General features: G+C 55.0%; 13 protein-coding genes. 5 read left to right on the top strand and 8 right to left on the bottom strand.

The annotated features are described in order from the left end of the window. Nucleotides 1-139: 139 nt before the first annotated feature. Nucleotides 140-1,420 (bottom strand): glutamate-1-semialdehyde 2,1-aminomutase, encoded by a 1,281-nt coding sequence (gene hemL, locus AAIE02_RS00005; RefSeq protein ID WP_336982877.1) that lies wholly within the window; start codon nt 1,418-1,420, stop codon nt 140-142. A 177-nt stretch (nt 1,421-1,597) separates the two neighbouring features. Here hemL and clcA point away from each other — a divergent pair, with 177 nt between their 5' ends. Then, nucleotides 1,598-3,019, top strand: coding sequence for a H(+)/Cl(-) exchange transporter ClcA (clcA, locus tag AAIE02_RS00010; protein WP_498531761.1), 1,422 nt, complete (start codon nt 1,598-1,600; stop codon nt 3,017-3,019). An 80-nt stretch (nt 3,020-3,099) separates the two neighbouring features. Next, complete coding sequence (gene erpA, locus AAIE02_RS00015) at nt 3,100-3,447, top strand: iron-sulfur cluster insertion protein ErpA (RefSeq protein WP_008456903.1); 348 nt, start codon at nt 3,100-3,102, stop codon at nt 3,445-3,447. 50 nt (nt 3,448-3,497) lie between these two features. Here erpA and AAIE02_RS00020 read toward each other — a convergent pair whose 3' ends face one another. The 3 genes from AAIE02_RS00020 to mtnN are packed head-to-tail and all read right to left on the bottom strand — an operon-like array spanning nt 3,498 to nt 5,632. Further along, a complete protein-coding gene (locus AAIE02_RS00020) occupies nt 3,498-4,118 on the bottom strand; it encodes a TRIC cation channel family protein (protein WP_008456904.1) in 621 nt (206 codons plus the stop codon). Nucleotides 4,119-4,140: 22 nt separating this feature from the next. Further along, nucleotides 4,141-4,941, bottom strand: a complete 801-nt coding sequence (gene btuF, locus AAIE02_RS00025; RefSeq protein WP_498531762.1) for a vitamin B12 ABC transporter substrate-binding protein BtuF — start codon at nt 4,939-4,941, stop codon at nt 4,141-4,143. After that, nucleotides 4,934-5,632, bottom strand: coding sequence for a 5'-methylthioadenosine/S-adenosylhomocysteine nucleosidase (gene mtnN / locus AAIE02_RS00030; protein ID WP_166993601.1), 699 nt, complete (start codon nt 5,630-5,632; stop codon nt 4,934-4,936). The genes btuF and mtnN overlap by 8 nt, the downstream gene beginning before the upstream one ends. A 94-nt stretch (nt 5,633-5,726) precedes the next feature. Here mtnN and dgt point away from each other — a divergent pair, with 94 nt between their 5' ends. Further along, on the top strand, nt 5,727-7,241 hold the full coding sequence (gene dgt, locus AAIE02_RS00035; protein ID WP_166876699.1) for a dGTPase: 1,515 nt from the start codon (nt 5,727-5,729) through the stop codon (nt 7,239-7,241). 142 nt (nt 7,242-7,383) lie between these two features. Further along, nucleotides 7,384-8,829 carry a serine endoprotease DegP gene (degP, locus tag AAIE02_RS00040; RefSeq protein WP_008456911.1) on the top strand — a complete coding sequence of 482 codons (1,446 nt, stop codon included), beginning with the start codon at nt 7,384-7,386 and terminating at the stop codon, nt 8,827-8,829. Between the two features lie 58 nt (nt 8,830-8,887). Here the strand turns inward: degP and AAIE02_RS00045 are convergent, their stop codons facing one another. From AAIE02_RS00045 to map, 4 genes are all read right to left on the bottom strand, one after another. Further along, entirely contained in the window at nt 8,888-9,277 is a 390-nt protein-coding gene (locus tag AAIE02_RS00045) for a DUF3461 family protein (RefSeq protein ID WP_008456913.1), read from the bottom strand. A 110-nt stretch (nt 9,278-9,387) separates the two neighbouring features. Continuing rightward, on the bottom strand, nt 9,388-10,212 hold the full coding sequence (dapD, locus tag AAIE02_RS00050; protein WP_008456915.1) for a 2,3,4,5-tetrahydropyridine-2,6-dicarboxylate N-succinyltransferase: 825 nt from the start codon (nt 10,210-10,212) through the stop codon (nt 9,388-9,390). 97 nt (nt 10,213-10,309) lie between these two features. Beyond that, nucleotides 10,310-12,982 carry a bifunctional uridylyltransferase/uridylyl-removing protein GlnD gene (gene glnD / locus AAIE02_RS00055; protein ID WP_034808526.1) on the bottom strand — a complete coding sequence of 891 codons (2,673 nt, stop codon included), beginning with the start codon at nt 12,980-12,982 and terminating at the stop codon, nt 10,310-10,312. 64 nt (nt 12,983-13,046) lie between these two features. Continuing rightward, the gene (gene map, locus AAIE02_RS00060; protein ID WP_039300527.1) at nt 13,047-13,841 is read right to left on the bottom strand and encodes a type I methionyl aminopeptidase; all 795 of its coding nucleotides are present in this window, start codon (nt 13,839-13,841) and stop codon (nt 13,047-13,049) included. A gap of 314 nt (nt 13,842-14,155) precedes the next feature. Here map and rpsB point away from each other — a divergent pair, with 314 nt between their 5' ends. Further along, the gene (rpsB, locus tag AAIE02_RS00065; RefSeq protein ID WP_008456923.1) at nt 14,156-14,881 is read left to right on the top strand and encodes a 30S ribosomal protein S2; all 726 of its coding nucleotides are present in this window, start codon (nt 14,156-14,158) and stop codon (nt 14,879-14,881) included. The last annotated feature ends 38 nt before the right edge of the window (nt 14,882-14,919 follow it).

The following is a 14,919-nucleotide window of genomic DNA, read 5'->3' on the forward strand; positions in this document are numbered from 1 at the left end:
CCAAAGGGGAGAGGGAACTGAAAAGAGCATAAATCTGCTGTTTTCCCCCTCGCCCTAAGGTGGTGAGGAAACAGTATCGAGCATAAATCTGCTGTTTTTCCCCTCGCCCTTCCAGGGAGAGGGCCGGGGGAGGGTAAAATTACAGCTTCGCAAACACGCGGCGTGCCGCGTCGATGGTCCGCTGAATATCTTCTTTGCTATGCGCCACGGACATAAAGCCCGCCTCAAACGCGGACGGCGCAAGGTATACGCCTTCTTCCAGCATCAGGTGGAAGAAGCGCTTGAAGCGCTCTACATCGCAGGCAACCACGTCTTTATAGCTGGTGACGGTTTCGGCATCGGTGAAGAACAGGCCGAACATGCCGCCGACGTTATTCACCACCAGTGGGATGTTTTCTGCTTTAGCCGCATTCAACAGGCCGTTAGCCAGCATCTCCGTCAGCTCGGTCAGGGTCTGGTGAACGCCGGGCTGCGACACTTCTGTCAGGCAAGCGAAGCCCGCCGCCATGGCGATAGGGTTCCCGGAGAGCGTGCCCGCCTGGTAAACCGGGCCCGTTGGTGCCAGCGCGTCCATGATTTCGCGACGGCCACCGAAGGCGCCGACTGGCATCCCGCCGCCGATGATTTTGCCGAGGCAGGTCAGGTCTGGTTCGACATCGTAGTAAGACTGAGCACCCGCCAGCGCCACGCGGAAGCCGGTCATCACTTCATCAATAATCAGCAGTGCACCAAATTCGTCGCACAGCGCTCGCAGGCCCGGCAGGAAGTCCGCATGCGGAGGAATGCAGTTCATGTTGCCCGCGACGGGTTCAACGATGATACAGGCCACGTCCTGAGGATATTGCTTAAAGGCTTCGCGCACGGAGGCCAGATCGTTATAGGTGCAGGTCAGGGTGTGCTTCGCAAAGTCAGCCGGCACGCCCGGAGAGTTTGGTTGGCCGAGCGTCAGAGCGCCGGAACCGGCTTTCACCAGCAGGCAATCCGCGTGGCCGTGGTAGCAGCCTTCGAATTTGATGATTTTATCCCGGCCAGTGTAGCCGCGAGCGAGGCGGATAGCGCTCATGGTGGCTTCGGTGCCGGAGTTCACCATGCGAACCATGTCCATGGTCGGCACCAGCTCACAAACCAGCTCCGCCATTTTCACTTCCATTTCGGTTGGCGCCCCAAAGCTCAGGCCGCGCTCAACGGCTTCAATGACCGCGTTGCGGATCGCCGGGTGGTTGTGGCCGAGCACCATTGGGCCCCATGAACCAACGTAATCGATATAGGCTTTACCGTCTGCGTCATACAGGTAAGCCCCGTCCGCACGCTCGATAAACAGAGGCACTCCGCCTACGCCAGTAAAGGCGCGTACCGGAGAGTTAACGCCGCCGGGAATGACCTGGCGGGCTGCGGCGTACAGGTTTTCAGACTTACTCATGAATCGGCTCCTGATTCGTGGAAATGGTGACAGCGGGCTATTCTATGTGAAACCTGCCTCGCGTTGAAATATTTGCCCAAATCAAACGTTACGGTTTATTAGCTAATTTAATAAGACGAAGGTCTTTTCTGTGGGTAAAATGCCCGCCTTATTTGTATGACTAACCGGTTCGGAACCATGAATTTAGCCCATAACTCTCTCGATCAGGCGCAAAGCGTCCAACAGCGTCGCGGAGCGATTCTGCGTCGTCTGATTGGCCAGGATAGAATGCCGCTAATGATTTTGCTGATGGCCGCGGTGGTTGGCACGCTAGCGGGCCTGGTCGGCGTGGCGTTTGAGAAGTCGGTTAACTGGGTGCTTCAGCACCGTATCGGTATGCTGGCGCAGGTCGCGGACAGCGCCTGGCTGGTGTGGCCGCTGGCGTTTATCAGCTCGGCGCTGCTGGCGATGGTCGGCTATTTTCTGGTGCGTCGTTTCGCGCCTGAAGCCGGTGGGTCGGGCATTCCTGAAATCGAAGGGGCACTGGAGGATTTGCGGCCGGTGCGCTGGTGGCGCGTGATCCCGGTGAAATTCATCGGCGGGATGGGCACGCTCGGCGCGGGAATGGTGCTGGGGCGTGAAGGGCCGACCGTACAGCTTGGCGGTAACATCGGGCGTATGGTGACGGACATTTTCCGCATGAAAAGTGCGGAAGCTCGTCATTCGCTGCTGGCAACTGGCGCTGCTGCCGGGCTGTCTGCGGCATTTAATGCGCCGCTGGCCGGGATCCTGTTTATCATCGAAGAGATGCGTACCCAGTTCCGCTATAACCTGATTTCGATAAAAGCGGTGTTTATCGGCGTGATTATGTCGAGCATTGTGTTCCGGATCTTTAATACCGAAACCACGGTGATTCAGGTGGGTAAGCTGGCGGATGCGCCTGTCAACACGCTCTGGCTGTATCTGATCCTCGGCATGATTTTTGGCATTGTCGGCGTGGTGTTTAACCGGCTGGTGATCGGCGCTCAGGATATGTTCCAGCGCATTCACGGCGGCAACATTAAGAAGTGGGTGCTGATCGGCGGGCTTATTGGCGGGCTTTGCGGTGTGCTGGGGCTTATTCAGCAGGCGGCGTCCGGCGGTGGGTTTAGCCTTATCCCGATTGCGGCCGTGGGGAATTACACCATTGGCATGCTGCTGTTCCTGTTCATCGCTCGGGTCATCACCACTTTACTCTGTTTCTCCTCCGGTGCACCGGGCGGTATTTTTGCCCCGATGCTGGCGCTGGGCACGCTGCTTGGCACCGCGTTTGGCACGGCTTGTGCCGCCTGGTTCCCCGCGTATCATCTTGACATGGGCACCTTTGCGATTGCCGGAATGGGAGCGTTACTCGCCGCCTCACTGCGTGCACCGCTCACCGCTATCGTGCTGGTGCTTGAGATGACGGATAATTACCAGCTCATTCTGCCAATGATTATCACCTGTCTTGGGGCGACACTGTTGGCACAATTTTTGGGCGGGAAACCGCTATACTCGGTGATTCTGGCAAGAACTCTGGCAAAACAAGAAGCTGAGAAAGCGCGAGCAGGCGAGCAGGCTTCCGCCGGGCAGAATACTTGAACGAATTACTCGGGTATTAGATAATGCCGCAAAAGTGCGGGTTGTTTTCTGCCCGACTTGTTAATTGTTGGGAGCAAAAAATGAGTGATGACGTAGTAGCGCTGCCGCTGCAGTTTACCGAAGCCGCAGCCAATAAAGTGAAAAGTCTGATTGCAGACGAAGAGAACCCGAATCTGAAACTTCGCGTCTATATCACCGGTGGTGGTTGCAGCGGCTTCCAGTATGGCTTTACCTTTGACGACCAGATCAACGACGGCGATATGACCATCGAGAAGCAGGGCGTTGCCCTGGTTGTGGATCCAATGAGCCTGCAATACCTGGTCGGTGGCGCGGTGGATTACAGCGAAGGCCTGGAAGGCTCCCGCTTCGTGGTGACTAACCCGAACGCGAAAAGCACCTGCGGGTGTGGTTCCTCCTTCAGCATCTGATAAGTTGCTGAAATAAAAAAGCCGCGTATCAAACGCGGCTTTTTTTATCGCTATTGTCGGTCATTTAGCGCAAAGGTCGGCAGTTTAAGGTGCCAGTAGATGGCCGCCAGGCGAATCGCCAGCGTGACCACCATACCAATCATACTGGCCTGCTCCAGCGGGACGTTAAAGGTGTGGTAAGCCGTGGCGTGGACGATACCGCCAATAATACAGGCGGTGGCATAAATCTCGGTGCGCAGAATCATCGGGACTTCACGAGCCAATACGTCGCGGATGATCCCGCCGCCTACGCCAGTGATTACGCCCATGCAGATTGCAACCAGCGGGCTGGCATGGGCCAGAAACGCTTTATTGACGCCGATGCCAACAAACACCGCCAGGCCGACGGCATCCAGCACGGGAAGTACCCACTTAGGCAGGCGTCGCGGCTGGCGAACCAGGACGATCGTCAGCATACAGGTCACCATGGCGACGACAAGGTCCGTGGGATCTTTCACCCAGAATACCGGGCCGTTGGCTAACGCCATATCGCGGATAGTTCCCCCGCCTACCGCGGTAACCACCCCAAGCACCAGCACGCCAAAGGGATCCATCCGCAGCTTTCCGGCCAACAAAACGCCGGAAATAGCGAACACGGCGGTACCGACAATATCCAGCCAATAGACCAGCATTTATGACCCTCAGAGCATGACGTTAAGCTTTCGCCAGCTCTTTGCAGAGCTGTTTTGCGGCGAGGATAATACGCGGGCCCGAGCGAGTAAACCAGTCATCATTCACGGCAATAACCGGAACTTTCAACTGATTACTCCAGAACTGCTGCACCGACGGAATATTGCTCGCATCGCCCGAGATAATAATAGCCTGCGGCTGACGCGTCAGAACCTGCTCGCGACTGACCTGCGGCCAGGGAACCCGGCTGTCAGCGAAAATATTGCGCCCACCGCAAAGCTCAACGACTTCGTTCTGAATGGAATCTTTGCTGGTGGTAAACAGCGGCTGCTGGCTGAACTGCAGGAACACTTTTTTGCTTTGGGTATGGCTGTAGCGAGTTTTTAGCTCTGCAAACTGCCGGGATAGCGTCTCTGCGGCTTTGATTGCCTTTTCTGGTGTTGGACTGAGCGGGGCTAGCTGACGCAGCGCGGCCTCAACGTCGGCAACGCTTTTAGGATCCAGCCAGATGACCTTAATGCCCAGCGAAACCAGTTGGTTTACCTGCCTGTCCGGGTTACCACCTCGCCAGGCGAGGACTGCGTCCGGTTTCAGGGCAACGATGCGCTCGAAGTTCACGCCCTGCCAGTTGGCTAACTGTTCAATCTGCTTTGCCTGCGGCGGGTAATCAGAGTAAGCGCTCACCGCAATAGGGGTGATACCGGCGGCGAAGGCCAGTTCTGTATTAGCGGGAGAGAGGGAGATGACCCGAGGCGCCGCAAACAGCAGCGCCGGGAGGCAAAGGAGCAGGGCGGTCGCCCCGCGCCAAAGGATGAGCTTAGCCACGAGCCAGGTGCTGAACCAGTTTTTCCACCATCAGGGTGGATTGCCTGGCGGCGACGGCCAGGAATTCTTCGAAGCTCAGGTGGGACTGCTGATCGGCCACGTCGGAGATGGCGCGTACAACCACAAACGGCGTGTTGAAGTTATGGCAAACGTGGCCGATGGCCGTCGCTTCCATTTCTACCGCCACGGCCTGCGGGAAGTTGTGGCGAATTTTTGCCAGCGCCACTGAGCCGTTAATAAACGCATCGCCGCTGACGATCAGGCCGCGAACCGCGTGCAGATCCAGCTCTTTAATGCAGGTTTCTGCTGCCTCAATAAGCTTTTTATCGGCAATGAAAGCTGCCGGGCAGCCCGCCATCTGGCCATATTCGTAACCGAAAGCAGTGACGTCAGCATCGTGATAACGCACTTCTTCAGATACCACGATATCACCCACTTTCAGCGTCGGCGCCAGGCCACCTGCGGAACCGGTGTTGATGATCACGTCTGGCTTGCAGTGTTCCAGCAGCAGCGTAGCACCCATGGCCGCAGAAACTTTGCCGATGCCGGACTTCAGCAGCGCGACTTCAACGCCGTTCAGCGTCCCGGTATAAATTTCGCAACCGGCGATGCTCAGAGTGTGACGGTTTTCGATTTTGTCACGCAGCAGCGTAACTTCTTCTTCCATTGCACCAATAATGCCTGCTTTCATAGAGATACTCGCTAATGTGGTGGAACATGACTCAATTTTCGGGGCATAGTCTATCATGGCATACAGTCTCCTTATCAACGGAACAGGAGTGGGCATGAGCGAAATAGACTTCCGCAAAAAAATTAACTGGCACCGACGCTTCCGCTCGCCCGAAGGAGAGAAGAGCGAACTTGAGATCCTGCGTATCTTCGAAAGCGATCGCGGCAGGATCATTAATTCTCCCGCAATTCGCCGCCTGCAGCAGAAAACGCAGGTCTTCCCGCTGGAGCGTAATGCTGCCGTGCGCACCCGTCTTACCCATTCGCTGGAGGTGCAGCAGGTCGGGCGCTACATTGCCAAAGAGATCCTTAGCCGCCTGAAAGAGCAGAAGGCGCTGGAGAAATATGGGCTGGATGAGCTAACTGGCCCGTTTGAAAGCATAGTGGAAATGGCCTGCCTGATGCATGACATCGGCAATCCGCCGTTCGGGCATTTTGGCGAGTCGGCGATTAACGACTGGTTCCGCCAGCGTCTGCAGCCGAAAGACAGCGGCGGGCAACCACGCAGTGACGATCGCTGCAAGGTGGATGTGCTCCGGCTGCGCGAAGGCGAAGAGGGATTAAATACGTTACGCAGCAAAGTTCGCCAGGACTTGTGCCATTTTGAAGGGAATGCGCAAGGCATCCGGCTGGTGCACAGCCTGCTGCGGATGAACCTGACCTGGGCGCAGGTCGGCTGCATTCTCAAATACACCCGCCCGGCCTGGTTTGCCCAAAAGCCGCCAGCAAGCCACGCTTATTTGATGAAGAAGCCGGGCTTTTATTTGTCGGAAGAAGGATACATCGAGCGCCTGCGCAAAGAGTTGAACCTGGGCGAGTACAGCCGTTTTCCGCTAACCTGGATCATGGAGGCAGCGGACGATATTTCTTACTGCGTGGCGGATCTCGAAGATGCCGTTGAGAAACGTATTTTCAGCGTCGAGCAGCTTTATCAGCATCTGAGCGAGTCCTGGGGCGAGCAGAAGAAAGGCGATCTCTTTGAGCTGGTAGTCAAAGATGCCTGGGAGAAATCCCGCACCAACCAAATGCGCCGCAGTGCGGAAGATCAGTTCTTTATGTACCTGCGCGTCAATACGCTAAACAAACTGGCGCCGTATGCCGCCCAGCGTTTTATCGACAATTTGCCTGAGATTTATTCCGGCGAGTTCAATCATGCGCTGCTGGAGGACGACAGCCCGTATGCCCGACTGCTGGAGCTGTACAAGCAGGTGGCCGTGCGGCAGGTCTTCAGCCACCCGGATATTGAGCAACTGGAGCTGCAGGGTTACCGGGTTATCAGCGGTTTACTGGATATTTACAGTCCCTTACTCGAGCTTTCAACGGAGGACTTCACGGAGCTGGTGAGCAAGGAAAGCCTGCGTCGTCTGCCTATTGAATCAAGACTTTTCCACAAACTTTCAACTAAACATAGGCTTGCCTATGTAGAAGCGGTGAGCGCTTTGCACCCGGCAAGCCTTGATTTTTCCGTGTGGGAATACTATTTCCGTGCAAGGCTTATTCAGGATTACATCAGTGGAATGACCGATTTATATGCCTGGGATGAGTATCGACGCCTGATGGCGGTGGAGTGAGTTTTCTCGGGAGTTTTGTAAAGATAGAGAATAAATTTTTACTTTTTCCATGCACTTAAGCGCTGAACTTAGCGCGTAAACTTCACTCTGAATGGTGTACCAACACAGCAATTTTGCGTTATTTGAAAGTTGAGATGATTCCATGAAAAAAACCACGTTAGCAATGAGTGCGCTGGCTCTTAGTCTGGGTTTGGCGCTGAGTCCGATGTCTGCCTCCGCCGCTGAGACGGCCTCTTCCGCATCTGCTGCGCAGCCGCTGCCAAGCCTTGCGCCGATGCTGGAGCAGGTGATGCCTTCAGTGGTGAGTATCAACGTTGAAGGGAGCACAACGGTAAATACTCCGCGTATGGGGCGTAATTTCCAGCAATTCTTCGGCGACAATTCCCCGTTCTGCCAGGACGGTTCGCCGTTCCAAAGCTCACCTTTCTGCCAGGGCGGTGGCGCTCAGGGCGGTGGTGGTGACGGAGGCAGCCAGCAGCAGAAATTTATGGCCCTGGGCTCTGGGGTAATTATTGATGCGGCGAAAGGCTATGTCGTGACCAACAACCACGTGGTGGATAACGCCACTGTGATTAAAGTTCAGCTAAGCGATGGCCGTAAGTTTGACGCCAAAGTGGTGGGTAAAGACCCACGCTCCGATATCGCGCTGATTCAGCTGCAGGATCCTAAAAACCTGACGGCGATTAAAATTGCCGACTCCGACGCGCTGCGCGTAGGTGATTACACCGTAGCCATCGGTAACCCATATGGCCTGGGCGAAACCGTGACCTCCGGTATCGTTTCTGCGCTGGGCCGTAGCGGCCTGAACGTGGAAAACTACGAAAACTTTATCCAGACCGATGCGGCGATCAACCGCGGTAACTCCGGCGGGGCGCTGGTTAACCTGAACGGCGAGCTTATCGGTATCAACACGGCGATTCTGGCCCCGGACGGCGGCAACATCGGTATCGGCTTTGCTATCCCGAGTAACATGGTGAAAAACCTGACCGCTCAGATGGTGCAGTACGGTCAGGTTCGTCGCGGCGAGCTGGGGATTATGGGCACTGAGCTGAACTCCGAGCTGGCGAAAGCGATGAAAGTCGACGCTCAGCGTGGCGCGTTTGTCAGCCAGGTCATGCCGAACTCTTCCGCGGCTAAAGCAGGGATCAAAGCAGGGGATGTGATCACCACGCTGAACGGCAAGGCGATCAGTAGTTTTGCCGCACTGCGCGCAGAAGTGGGTTCTATGCCAGTGGGCAGCAAAATCTCGCTGGGTCTGCTGCGTGATGGCAAGCCAGTGACGGTGAGTCTGGAGCTGCAGCAAAGCACTCAGAATCAGGTTGATGCCGCCACTATCTTCACCGGTATTGAAGGTGCGGAGATGAGCAACCGCGGCGGTAAAGACCAGAAAGGCGTGCAGGTCACCAGCGTGAAGCCAAATACCCCGGCCGCGCGTATTGGCCTGAAAAAAGGTGACATTATCGTCGGCGTGAACCAGCAGGCGGTGAACAATATCGCTGAGCTGCGTAAAGTGATGGACAGCAAGCCGTCGGTGATGGCGCTGAGCATCCAGCGCGGTGATGCGCAGATTTACCTTCTGATGCAGTAATCTTCGTGTAGAGCTGAAAAGGGCCGCGTTTGCGGCCCTTTTTTTATTGAGTTCTGCACTACTTATTGCGAGTCAGTTTTTCCAGATCGGATTCAATTTCGCTGATCTTGTTGGTCACCACGGACTCGAGGTGGCGCAAATCGTCGAGGATCTTACGCTTAAGGTCGACTTCGGTGCGGTCACGCTGGCAAAGTTGATCGAGTTCATCGATGACATAGCGCAGGTTGGGGCTGATCTCCTGCACTTCTTTGTAGCCCTGGCCTACGCCATCGGCCACCACGGTTTTGCGCTGGCGTGGGTATTTAAACTTCACGCTTTTGGCAAAAAACTCGCCCTTATCCTTCTGGAAATAGACTTTCAGGATATCGTTGTTGGCTTCCTGCCGGAGGCTGTAACGATCGATTTCATCAGGATTGGTAATACCCAGACTTTTTAAATTATCGTACATAAGCGGTACCCTTCAATATCAATAACCATTAGAGAGTTAACGGAAAATTCCTTTTCCGCTAGTGCCAGATGCAAAAAAGGCGGGATAACCCGCCTTTTGATGCAAAAAACTTAGTCGATGGTACGCAGCAGTTCGTTGATGCCCACTTTACCGCGGGTTTTGGCGTCTACTTTCTTCACGATCACCGCACAGTACAGGCTGTAAGAGCCGTCTTTAGAAGGCAGGTTGCCGGAAACGACAACGGAGCCTGCTGGCACGCGGCCGTAGTGGACTTCACCGGTTTCGCGATCATAGATGCGGGTGCTTTGGCCGATGTAAACGCCCATGGAGATCACGGAACCTTCTTCAACGATCACGCCTTCAACCACTTCGGAACGCGCGCCGATGAAGCAGTTGTCTTCGATGATGGTTGGGTTAGCCTGCAGTGGTTCCAGTACGCCACCGATGCCGACACCGCCGGACAGGTGAACGTTTTTACCGATCTGCGCGCAAGAGCCCACGGTTGCCCAGGTGTCGACCATGGTGCCTTCATCAACATAAGCACCGATATTGACGTAGGATGGCATCAGCACGGTGTTACGTGCGATGAACGCGCCCTGGCGTACTGCCGCCGGTGGCACAACGCGGAAACCTTCTTTCTGGAAGCGCGCTTCGTCGTAGTCGGCGAATTTCATCGGGACTTTATCGAAATAGCGGCTTTCTGCACCTTCGATAACTTTGTTGTCGTTAATGCGGAAAGAAAGCAGTACCGCCTTCTTCAGCCACTGGTGAGTAACCCACTGGCCATCAATTTTTTCAGCAACGCGCAGCGCACCGCTGTCGAGCAGGGCAATCACCTGATTTACCGCTTCGCGGGTCACGGTATCAACATTTGCCGGGGTGATCTCGGCGCGACGCTCGAAAGCGGTTTCGATTACATTTTGTAGCTGCTGCATGATGAACATTTCCTGATTGTGACTTACCTTTCAACTTTTGGGCGACAATCAACTTGACTGTCGCTTTCGGGCTAAAAAGGTAAAAAATAAAAGACCGTTATTTATCGTTTGGATTAAGGGCCGCTGTCAACCGTTGCTGCACTTCCTGCTGGAGCACATTATTAAGTGCACGCCGGTCTGCGGTGGCGATTATAAATAAATCTTCTACTCGCTCACCAATTGTCGTAATTCTCGCCCCGTAGAGCGAAATACCGAGGTCGGCGAACACTTCACCCACCCTGGCCAAAAGACCCGGCTGATCGAGCGCAATCAGCTCAAGGAACGTACGCCGGTCGGTGTGCGTTGGCAGGAAATTGACTTCGGTATCGACGGTAAAGTGACGCAGTTTTGCCGACTGACGGCGTGGCTGCGGTGGCTGCCAGGTCGTCTGGGTGATCGCCTGTTCGAGGCTGTGGCGAATAATATTGTGTCGGTCAATGGACAGCGGGCTGCCGTCGGGCTCGAGCACGATAAAGGTGTCCATCGCCATACCGTCGCGGGTCGTGAAGATCTGCGCGTCGTGAACGCTGAGATTACGACGGTCGAGTTCGGCGCAGACGGCGGCAAACAGATAAGGCCTGTCCGGGCTCCAGATAAAGATCTCCGTGCCGCCGCGCGTTGCCTGCGGGCTCAGCAGGATCATTGGCTGACTAAGATCGTGCTTCAGCAAATGCCGGGCATGCCACGCGATCTGGTTTGGCGTATGGCGAACAAAGTAGTTTGCCCGGCAGCGCGCCCAGATGTGATGCAGCGCTTCCTCATTAATGTTGTCCATCCGCAGCAGGGCAAGCGCCTGAAGCTGGTGGTGACGAACACGTTCGCGCATATCCGGGCTGTTCTGCATCCCGCGGCGCAGCTGTTTCTCGGTGGCGAAGTACAGCTCACGCAGCAGGCTTTGCTTCCAGCTGTTCCACAGCGTTTCGTTGGTTGCGCAGATATCCGCCACCGTCAGGCAGACCAGATAGCGCAGGCGGTTTTCGGTCTGCACCTCTTCGGCAAACTGTTTAATGACTTCAGGATCCTGAATATCACGGCGCTGAGCGGTGACGGACATCAGTAGATGCTGACGGACCAGCCACGCAACCAACTGAGTTTCCCGGGAGTTAAGGCCATGAAGCTCGGCAAATTTCAGCACATCCTGCGCGCCCAGCACGGAATGATCGCCGCCTCGCCCTTTGGCGATATCGTGGAAGAGAGCGGCGATTAAAATCAGCTCAGGATGGGAAAGGCGCGGCCAAAGATCGACGCACAGCGGGTGCTTAGAGCGAGTTTCTTCTTTCGCGAAGCTTTCCAGCTTTTGCAGGACGCGAATGGTGTGTTCATCCACGGTGTAGGCGTGGAACAGGTCGAACTGCATCTGACCGACAATATGCGACCACTGCGGCATATAGGCCCACAGCACGCTATGGCGATGCATTGGCACCAGCGCACGGCTTACCGCGCCAGGATGACGCAGCATCACCAGAAACAGCTCGCGCGCTTCCGGGATGTAGCAGAGCGGTTGGGTCAGATGACGGCGGGCGTGACGAAGGTGGCGCAGCGTCGTGGAGTAAATGCCGGTGATGTCGCGGTTACGCACCATCATGTAAAACATGCGCAGAATAGCCTGCGGCTCGCGCATAAACAGGGTTTCATCCCGCAGATCGATAAGCGTGCCGCGAAGCTGGAAGTCATCATCCAGCGGGCGCGGTTTTTCGCTGGCATCGAGCGCCAGAATGGCTTCATCGAACAGTTGCAAAAGCATCTGGTTCAATTCGCCCACGCGGCGAGTGACGCGGTAGAAGTCCTTCATCATGTGTTCGACCGGCTCGTTGCCTTCGCCGCTGTAGTGCAGGCGCTGGGCCACGCTAAGCTGGCGGTCAAACAGCAGCCGGTTGTCGTAGCGATTGACTTCCAGATGCAGGGCAAAGCGAATGCGCCACAGCAAATGCTGGCATTCATCCAGTTCTTTACGCTCTGCTTCAGTCAGGAAACCAAAGTCCACCATTTCGCCCATGGAGGTGGCGCCGAAGTGACGGCGAGCAACCCACTGCAGCGTGTGAATGTCACGCAGGCCGCCAGGACTGCTTTTGATGTCGGGCTCAAGGTTGTAGCTGGTGCCGTGATAGCGCTGGTGACGCTCGTTTTGCTCTTCGACTTTGGCGGCAAAGAATTTGGCCGACGGCCAGAAACCTTCGCTGAAAATGTGTTTCTGAAGCTCAAGGAACAGGGCAACGTCGCCAATTAACAAGCGAGATTCGATGAGGTTAGTGGCGACCGTCAGATCGGACAAGCCTTCCAGCAGGCATTCTTCCAGCGTACGTACGCTGTGGCCCACTTCCAGCTTCACGTCCCAAAGCAGGGTCAGCAACTCGCCGATACTCTGCGCCTGGGCGTCCGTTAGCCGTTTTCTACTCAGAATCAGGAGATCGATATCCGACAGCGGGTGAAGCTCGGCGCGGCCATAGCCGCCCACGGCAACCAGCGCGGCTTCGGGAACATCGGCAAAGCCGTAGGCAATCCACAGCCGCTGCAGCAGCTGATCGATAAATTCGGTGCGGGCATCTATAAGCCGTTCAGCGGAAACGCCGCTATCGAAGGCTTTACCCAGCCATTTCTGGAAAGTGTCTAAGTGCGACTTGATGTCTGCGCAGTTAAGTTCGGCTTCCTGCCAGCTGTTTGGATAGTCCGGCTGGCCGGCGATCTCGGGTTCGGTGGTGTTGGCAAACTGCTCTGGCAAAGCTGGACTCATTGTGCGCTACCCATAAAAAAAGCCGGCTCAGGGCCGGCTTAGATTGCTGACTGACGTCAGGGCATCATTCGTTATGCGAAATCACTGCCGGGATGGTGTCATCTTTACGCAGGGTCATAATCTCGCAGCCGTTCTCCGTCACCACAATAGTATGCTCGTATTGAGCAGACAAGCTGCGATCTTTGGTTTTCACCGTCCAGCCGTCTTTCATAGTACGAATGCGGTAATCACCGGCGTTAACCATCGGTTCAATGGTGAAGGTCATGCCCGGCTGAAGCACTACGCCGCCGTCATCTGCGTCATAGTGAAGTACCTGAGGTTCCTCATGGAATACGCGACCAATGCCGTGGCCACAGTACTCACGTACGACGGAGAAACCTTCTGCTTCAACAAACTTCTGGATTGCTGCGCCGAGCGTGCGCAGGCGGATGCCCGGTTTCACCATGCGTAGCGCGAGATACAGGCTTTCCTGGGTGATGCGGCACAGGCGTTCGCCGAGAATCGTCGGCTTGCCTACGATGAACATCTTAGAGGTGTCGCCGTGGTATTCGTCTTTGATAACGGTTACGTCGATATTGACGATATCACCGTCTTTCAGCACTTTTTCATCATCTGGAATGCCGTGGCAAACCACTTCGTTGATAGAGATACAGACGGATTTTGGGAAGCCGTGATAGCCCAGACAAGCGGAAATAGCCTGCTGTTCATTCACGATGTAATCATTACAGATGCGATCCAGCTCGCCGGTGGTAATGCCCGGTTTAACGTGGGATTCGATCATTTCCAGCACTTCGGCAGCCAGGCGGCCAGCGACGCGCATTTTTTCGATTTCTTCAGGTGTCTTAATTGAGATAGCCATATCAGATCCGCAGATGTCGATAACGTCGACATGAAATGAGCAGGGAAGTTGCTGTAATGGTATCAGGGGGGGCGTCTCCCTGCAAAATTGAGAATCATCAAGTGCGTATCACGGCAACAACTATTGGAGTCTGGGCGCCATTTATGGTATAAAGCGCGCCGGACCTGTATTCCGATTTTTCGGGTACAGCCAAATACGCTCACTTTGTGTAAATAACACACACGTATCGACACATATTCCGGGGTGCCCTTTGGGGTCGGCAATATGGGATACGTGGAGGCATAACCCCATACTTTATATAGAGGTTTTAAAACATGGCTACTGTTTCCATGCGCGACATGCTCAAGGCTGGTGTTCACTTCGGTCACCAGACCCGTTACTGGAACCCGAAAATGAAGCCTTTCATCTTCGGCGCACGTAACAAAGTTCACATCATCAACCTTGAGAAAACTGTACCAATGTTCAACGAAGCTCTGGCTGAACTGAACAAGATTTCTTCTCGCAAAGGCAAAATCCTTTTCGTTGGTACTAAACGCGCTGCAAGCGAAGCGGTGAAAGACGCTGCTAACAGCTGCGATCAGTTCTTCGTGAACCATCGCTGGTTGGGCGGCATGCTGACTAACTGGAAAACCGTTCGTCAGTCCATCAAACGTCTGAAAGACCTGGAAACTCAGGCTCAAGACGGTACTTTCGACAAGCTGACTAAGAAAGAAGCGCTGATGCGCACTCGTGAGCTGGACAAGCTGGAAAACAGCCTGGGCGGTATCAAAGACATGGGCGGCCTGCCGGACGCACTGTTTGTTATCGATGCCGATCACGAGCACATCGCTATCAAAGAAGCAAACAACCTGGGTATCCCAGTATTTGCTATCGTTGATACCAACTCTGATCCGGACGGTGTTGATTTCGTTATCCCTGGTAACGACGATGCTATCCGTGCTGTTAGCCTGTACCTGGGCGCTGTAGCTGCAACCGTTCGTGAAGGCCGTTCTCAGGATCTGGCTTCCCAGGCGGAAGAAAGCTTCGTAGAAGCAGAATAATAAGGTTTGATGATTCCCCAAGAGATTTCGAGTTGCTG

The sequence above is a fragment of the Cedecea sp. Ae19-4 genome, assembly GCF_059801165.1.

What these genes read in the sequence shown, in the direction of transcription:
- hemL (WP_336982877.1), bottom strand. Translation starts at nt 1,420, where the DNA reads ATGAGTAAGTCTGAAAACCTGTACGCCGCAGCCCGCCAGGTCATTCCC.
- clcA (WP_498531761.1), top strand. Translation starts at nt 1,598, where the DNA reads ATGAATTTAGCCCATAACTCTCTCGATCAGGCGCAAAGCGTCCAACAG.
- erpA (WP_008456903.1), top strand. Translation starts at nt 3,100, where the DNA reads ATGAGTGATGACGTAGTAGCGCTGCCGCTGCAGTTTACCGAAGCCGCA.
- AAIE02_RS00020 (WP_008456904.1), bottom strand. Translation starts at nt 4,118, where the DNA reads ATGCTGGTCTATTGGCTGGATATTGTCGGTACCGCCGTGTTCGCTATT.
- mtnN (WP_166993601.1), bottom strand. Translation starts at nt 5,632, where the DNA reads ATGAAAGCAGGCATTATTGGTGCAATGGAAGAAGAAGTTACGCTGCTG.
- dgt (WP_166876699.1), top strand. Translation starts at nt 5,727, where the DNA reads ATGAGCGAAATAGACTTCCGCAAAAAAATTAACTGGCACCGACGCTTC.
- degP (WP_008456911.1), top strand. Translation starts at nt 7,384, where the DNA reads ATGAAAAAAACCACGTTAGCAATGAGTGCGCTGGCTCTTAGTCTGGGT.
- AAIE02_RS00045 (WP_008456913.1), bottom strand. Translation starts at nt 9,277, where the DNA reads ATGTACGATAATTTAAAAAGTCTGGGTATTACCAATCCTGATGAAATC.
- dapD (WP_008456915.1), bottom strand. Translation starts at nt 10,212, where the DNA reads ATGCAGCAGCTACAAAATGTAATCGAAACCGCTTTCGAGCGTCGCGCC.
- glnD (WP_034808526.1), bottom strand. Translation starts at nt 12,982, where the DNA reads ATGAGTCCAGCTTTGCCAGAGCAGTTTGCCAACACCACCGAACCCGAG.
- map (WP_039300527.1), bottom strand. Translation starts at nt 13,841, where the DNA reads ATGGCTATCTCAATTAAGACACCTGAAGAAATCGAAAAAATGCGCGTC.
- rpsB (WP_008456923.1), top strand. Translation starts at nt 14,156, where the DNA reads ATGGCTACTGTTTCCATGCGCGACATGCTCAAGGCTGGTGTTCACTTC.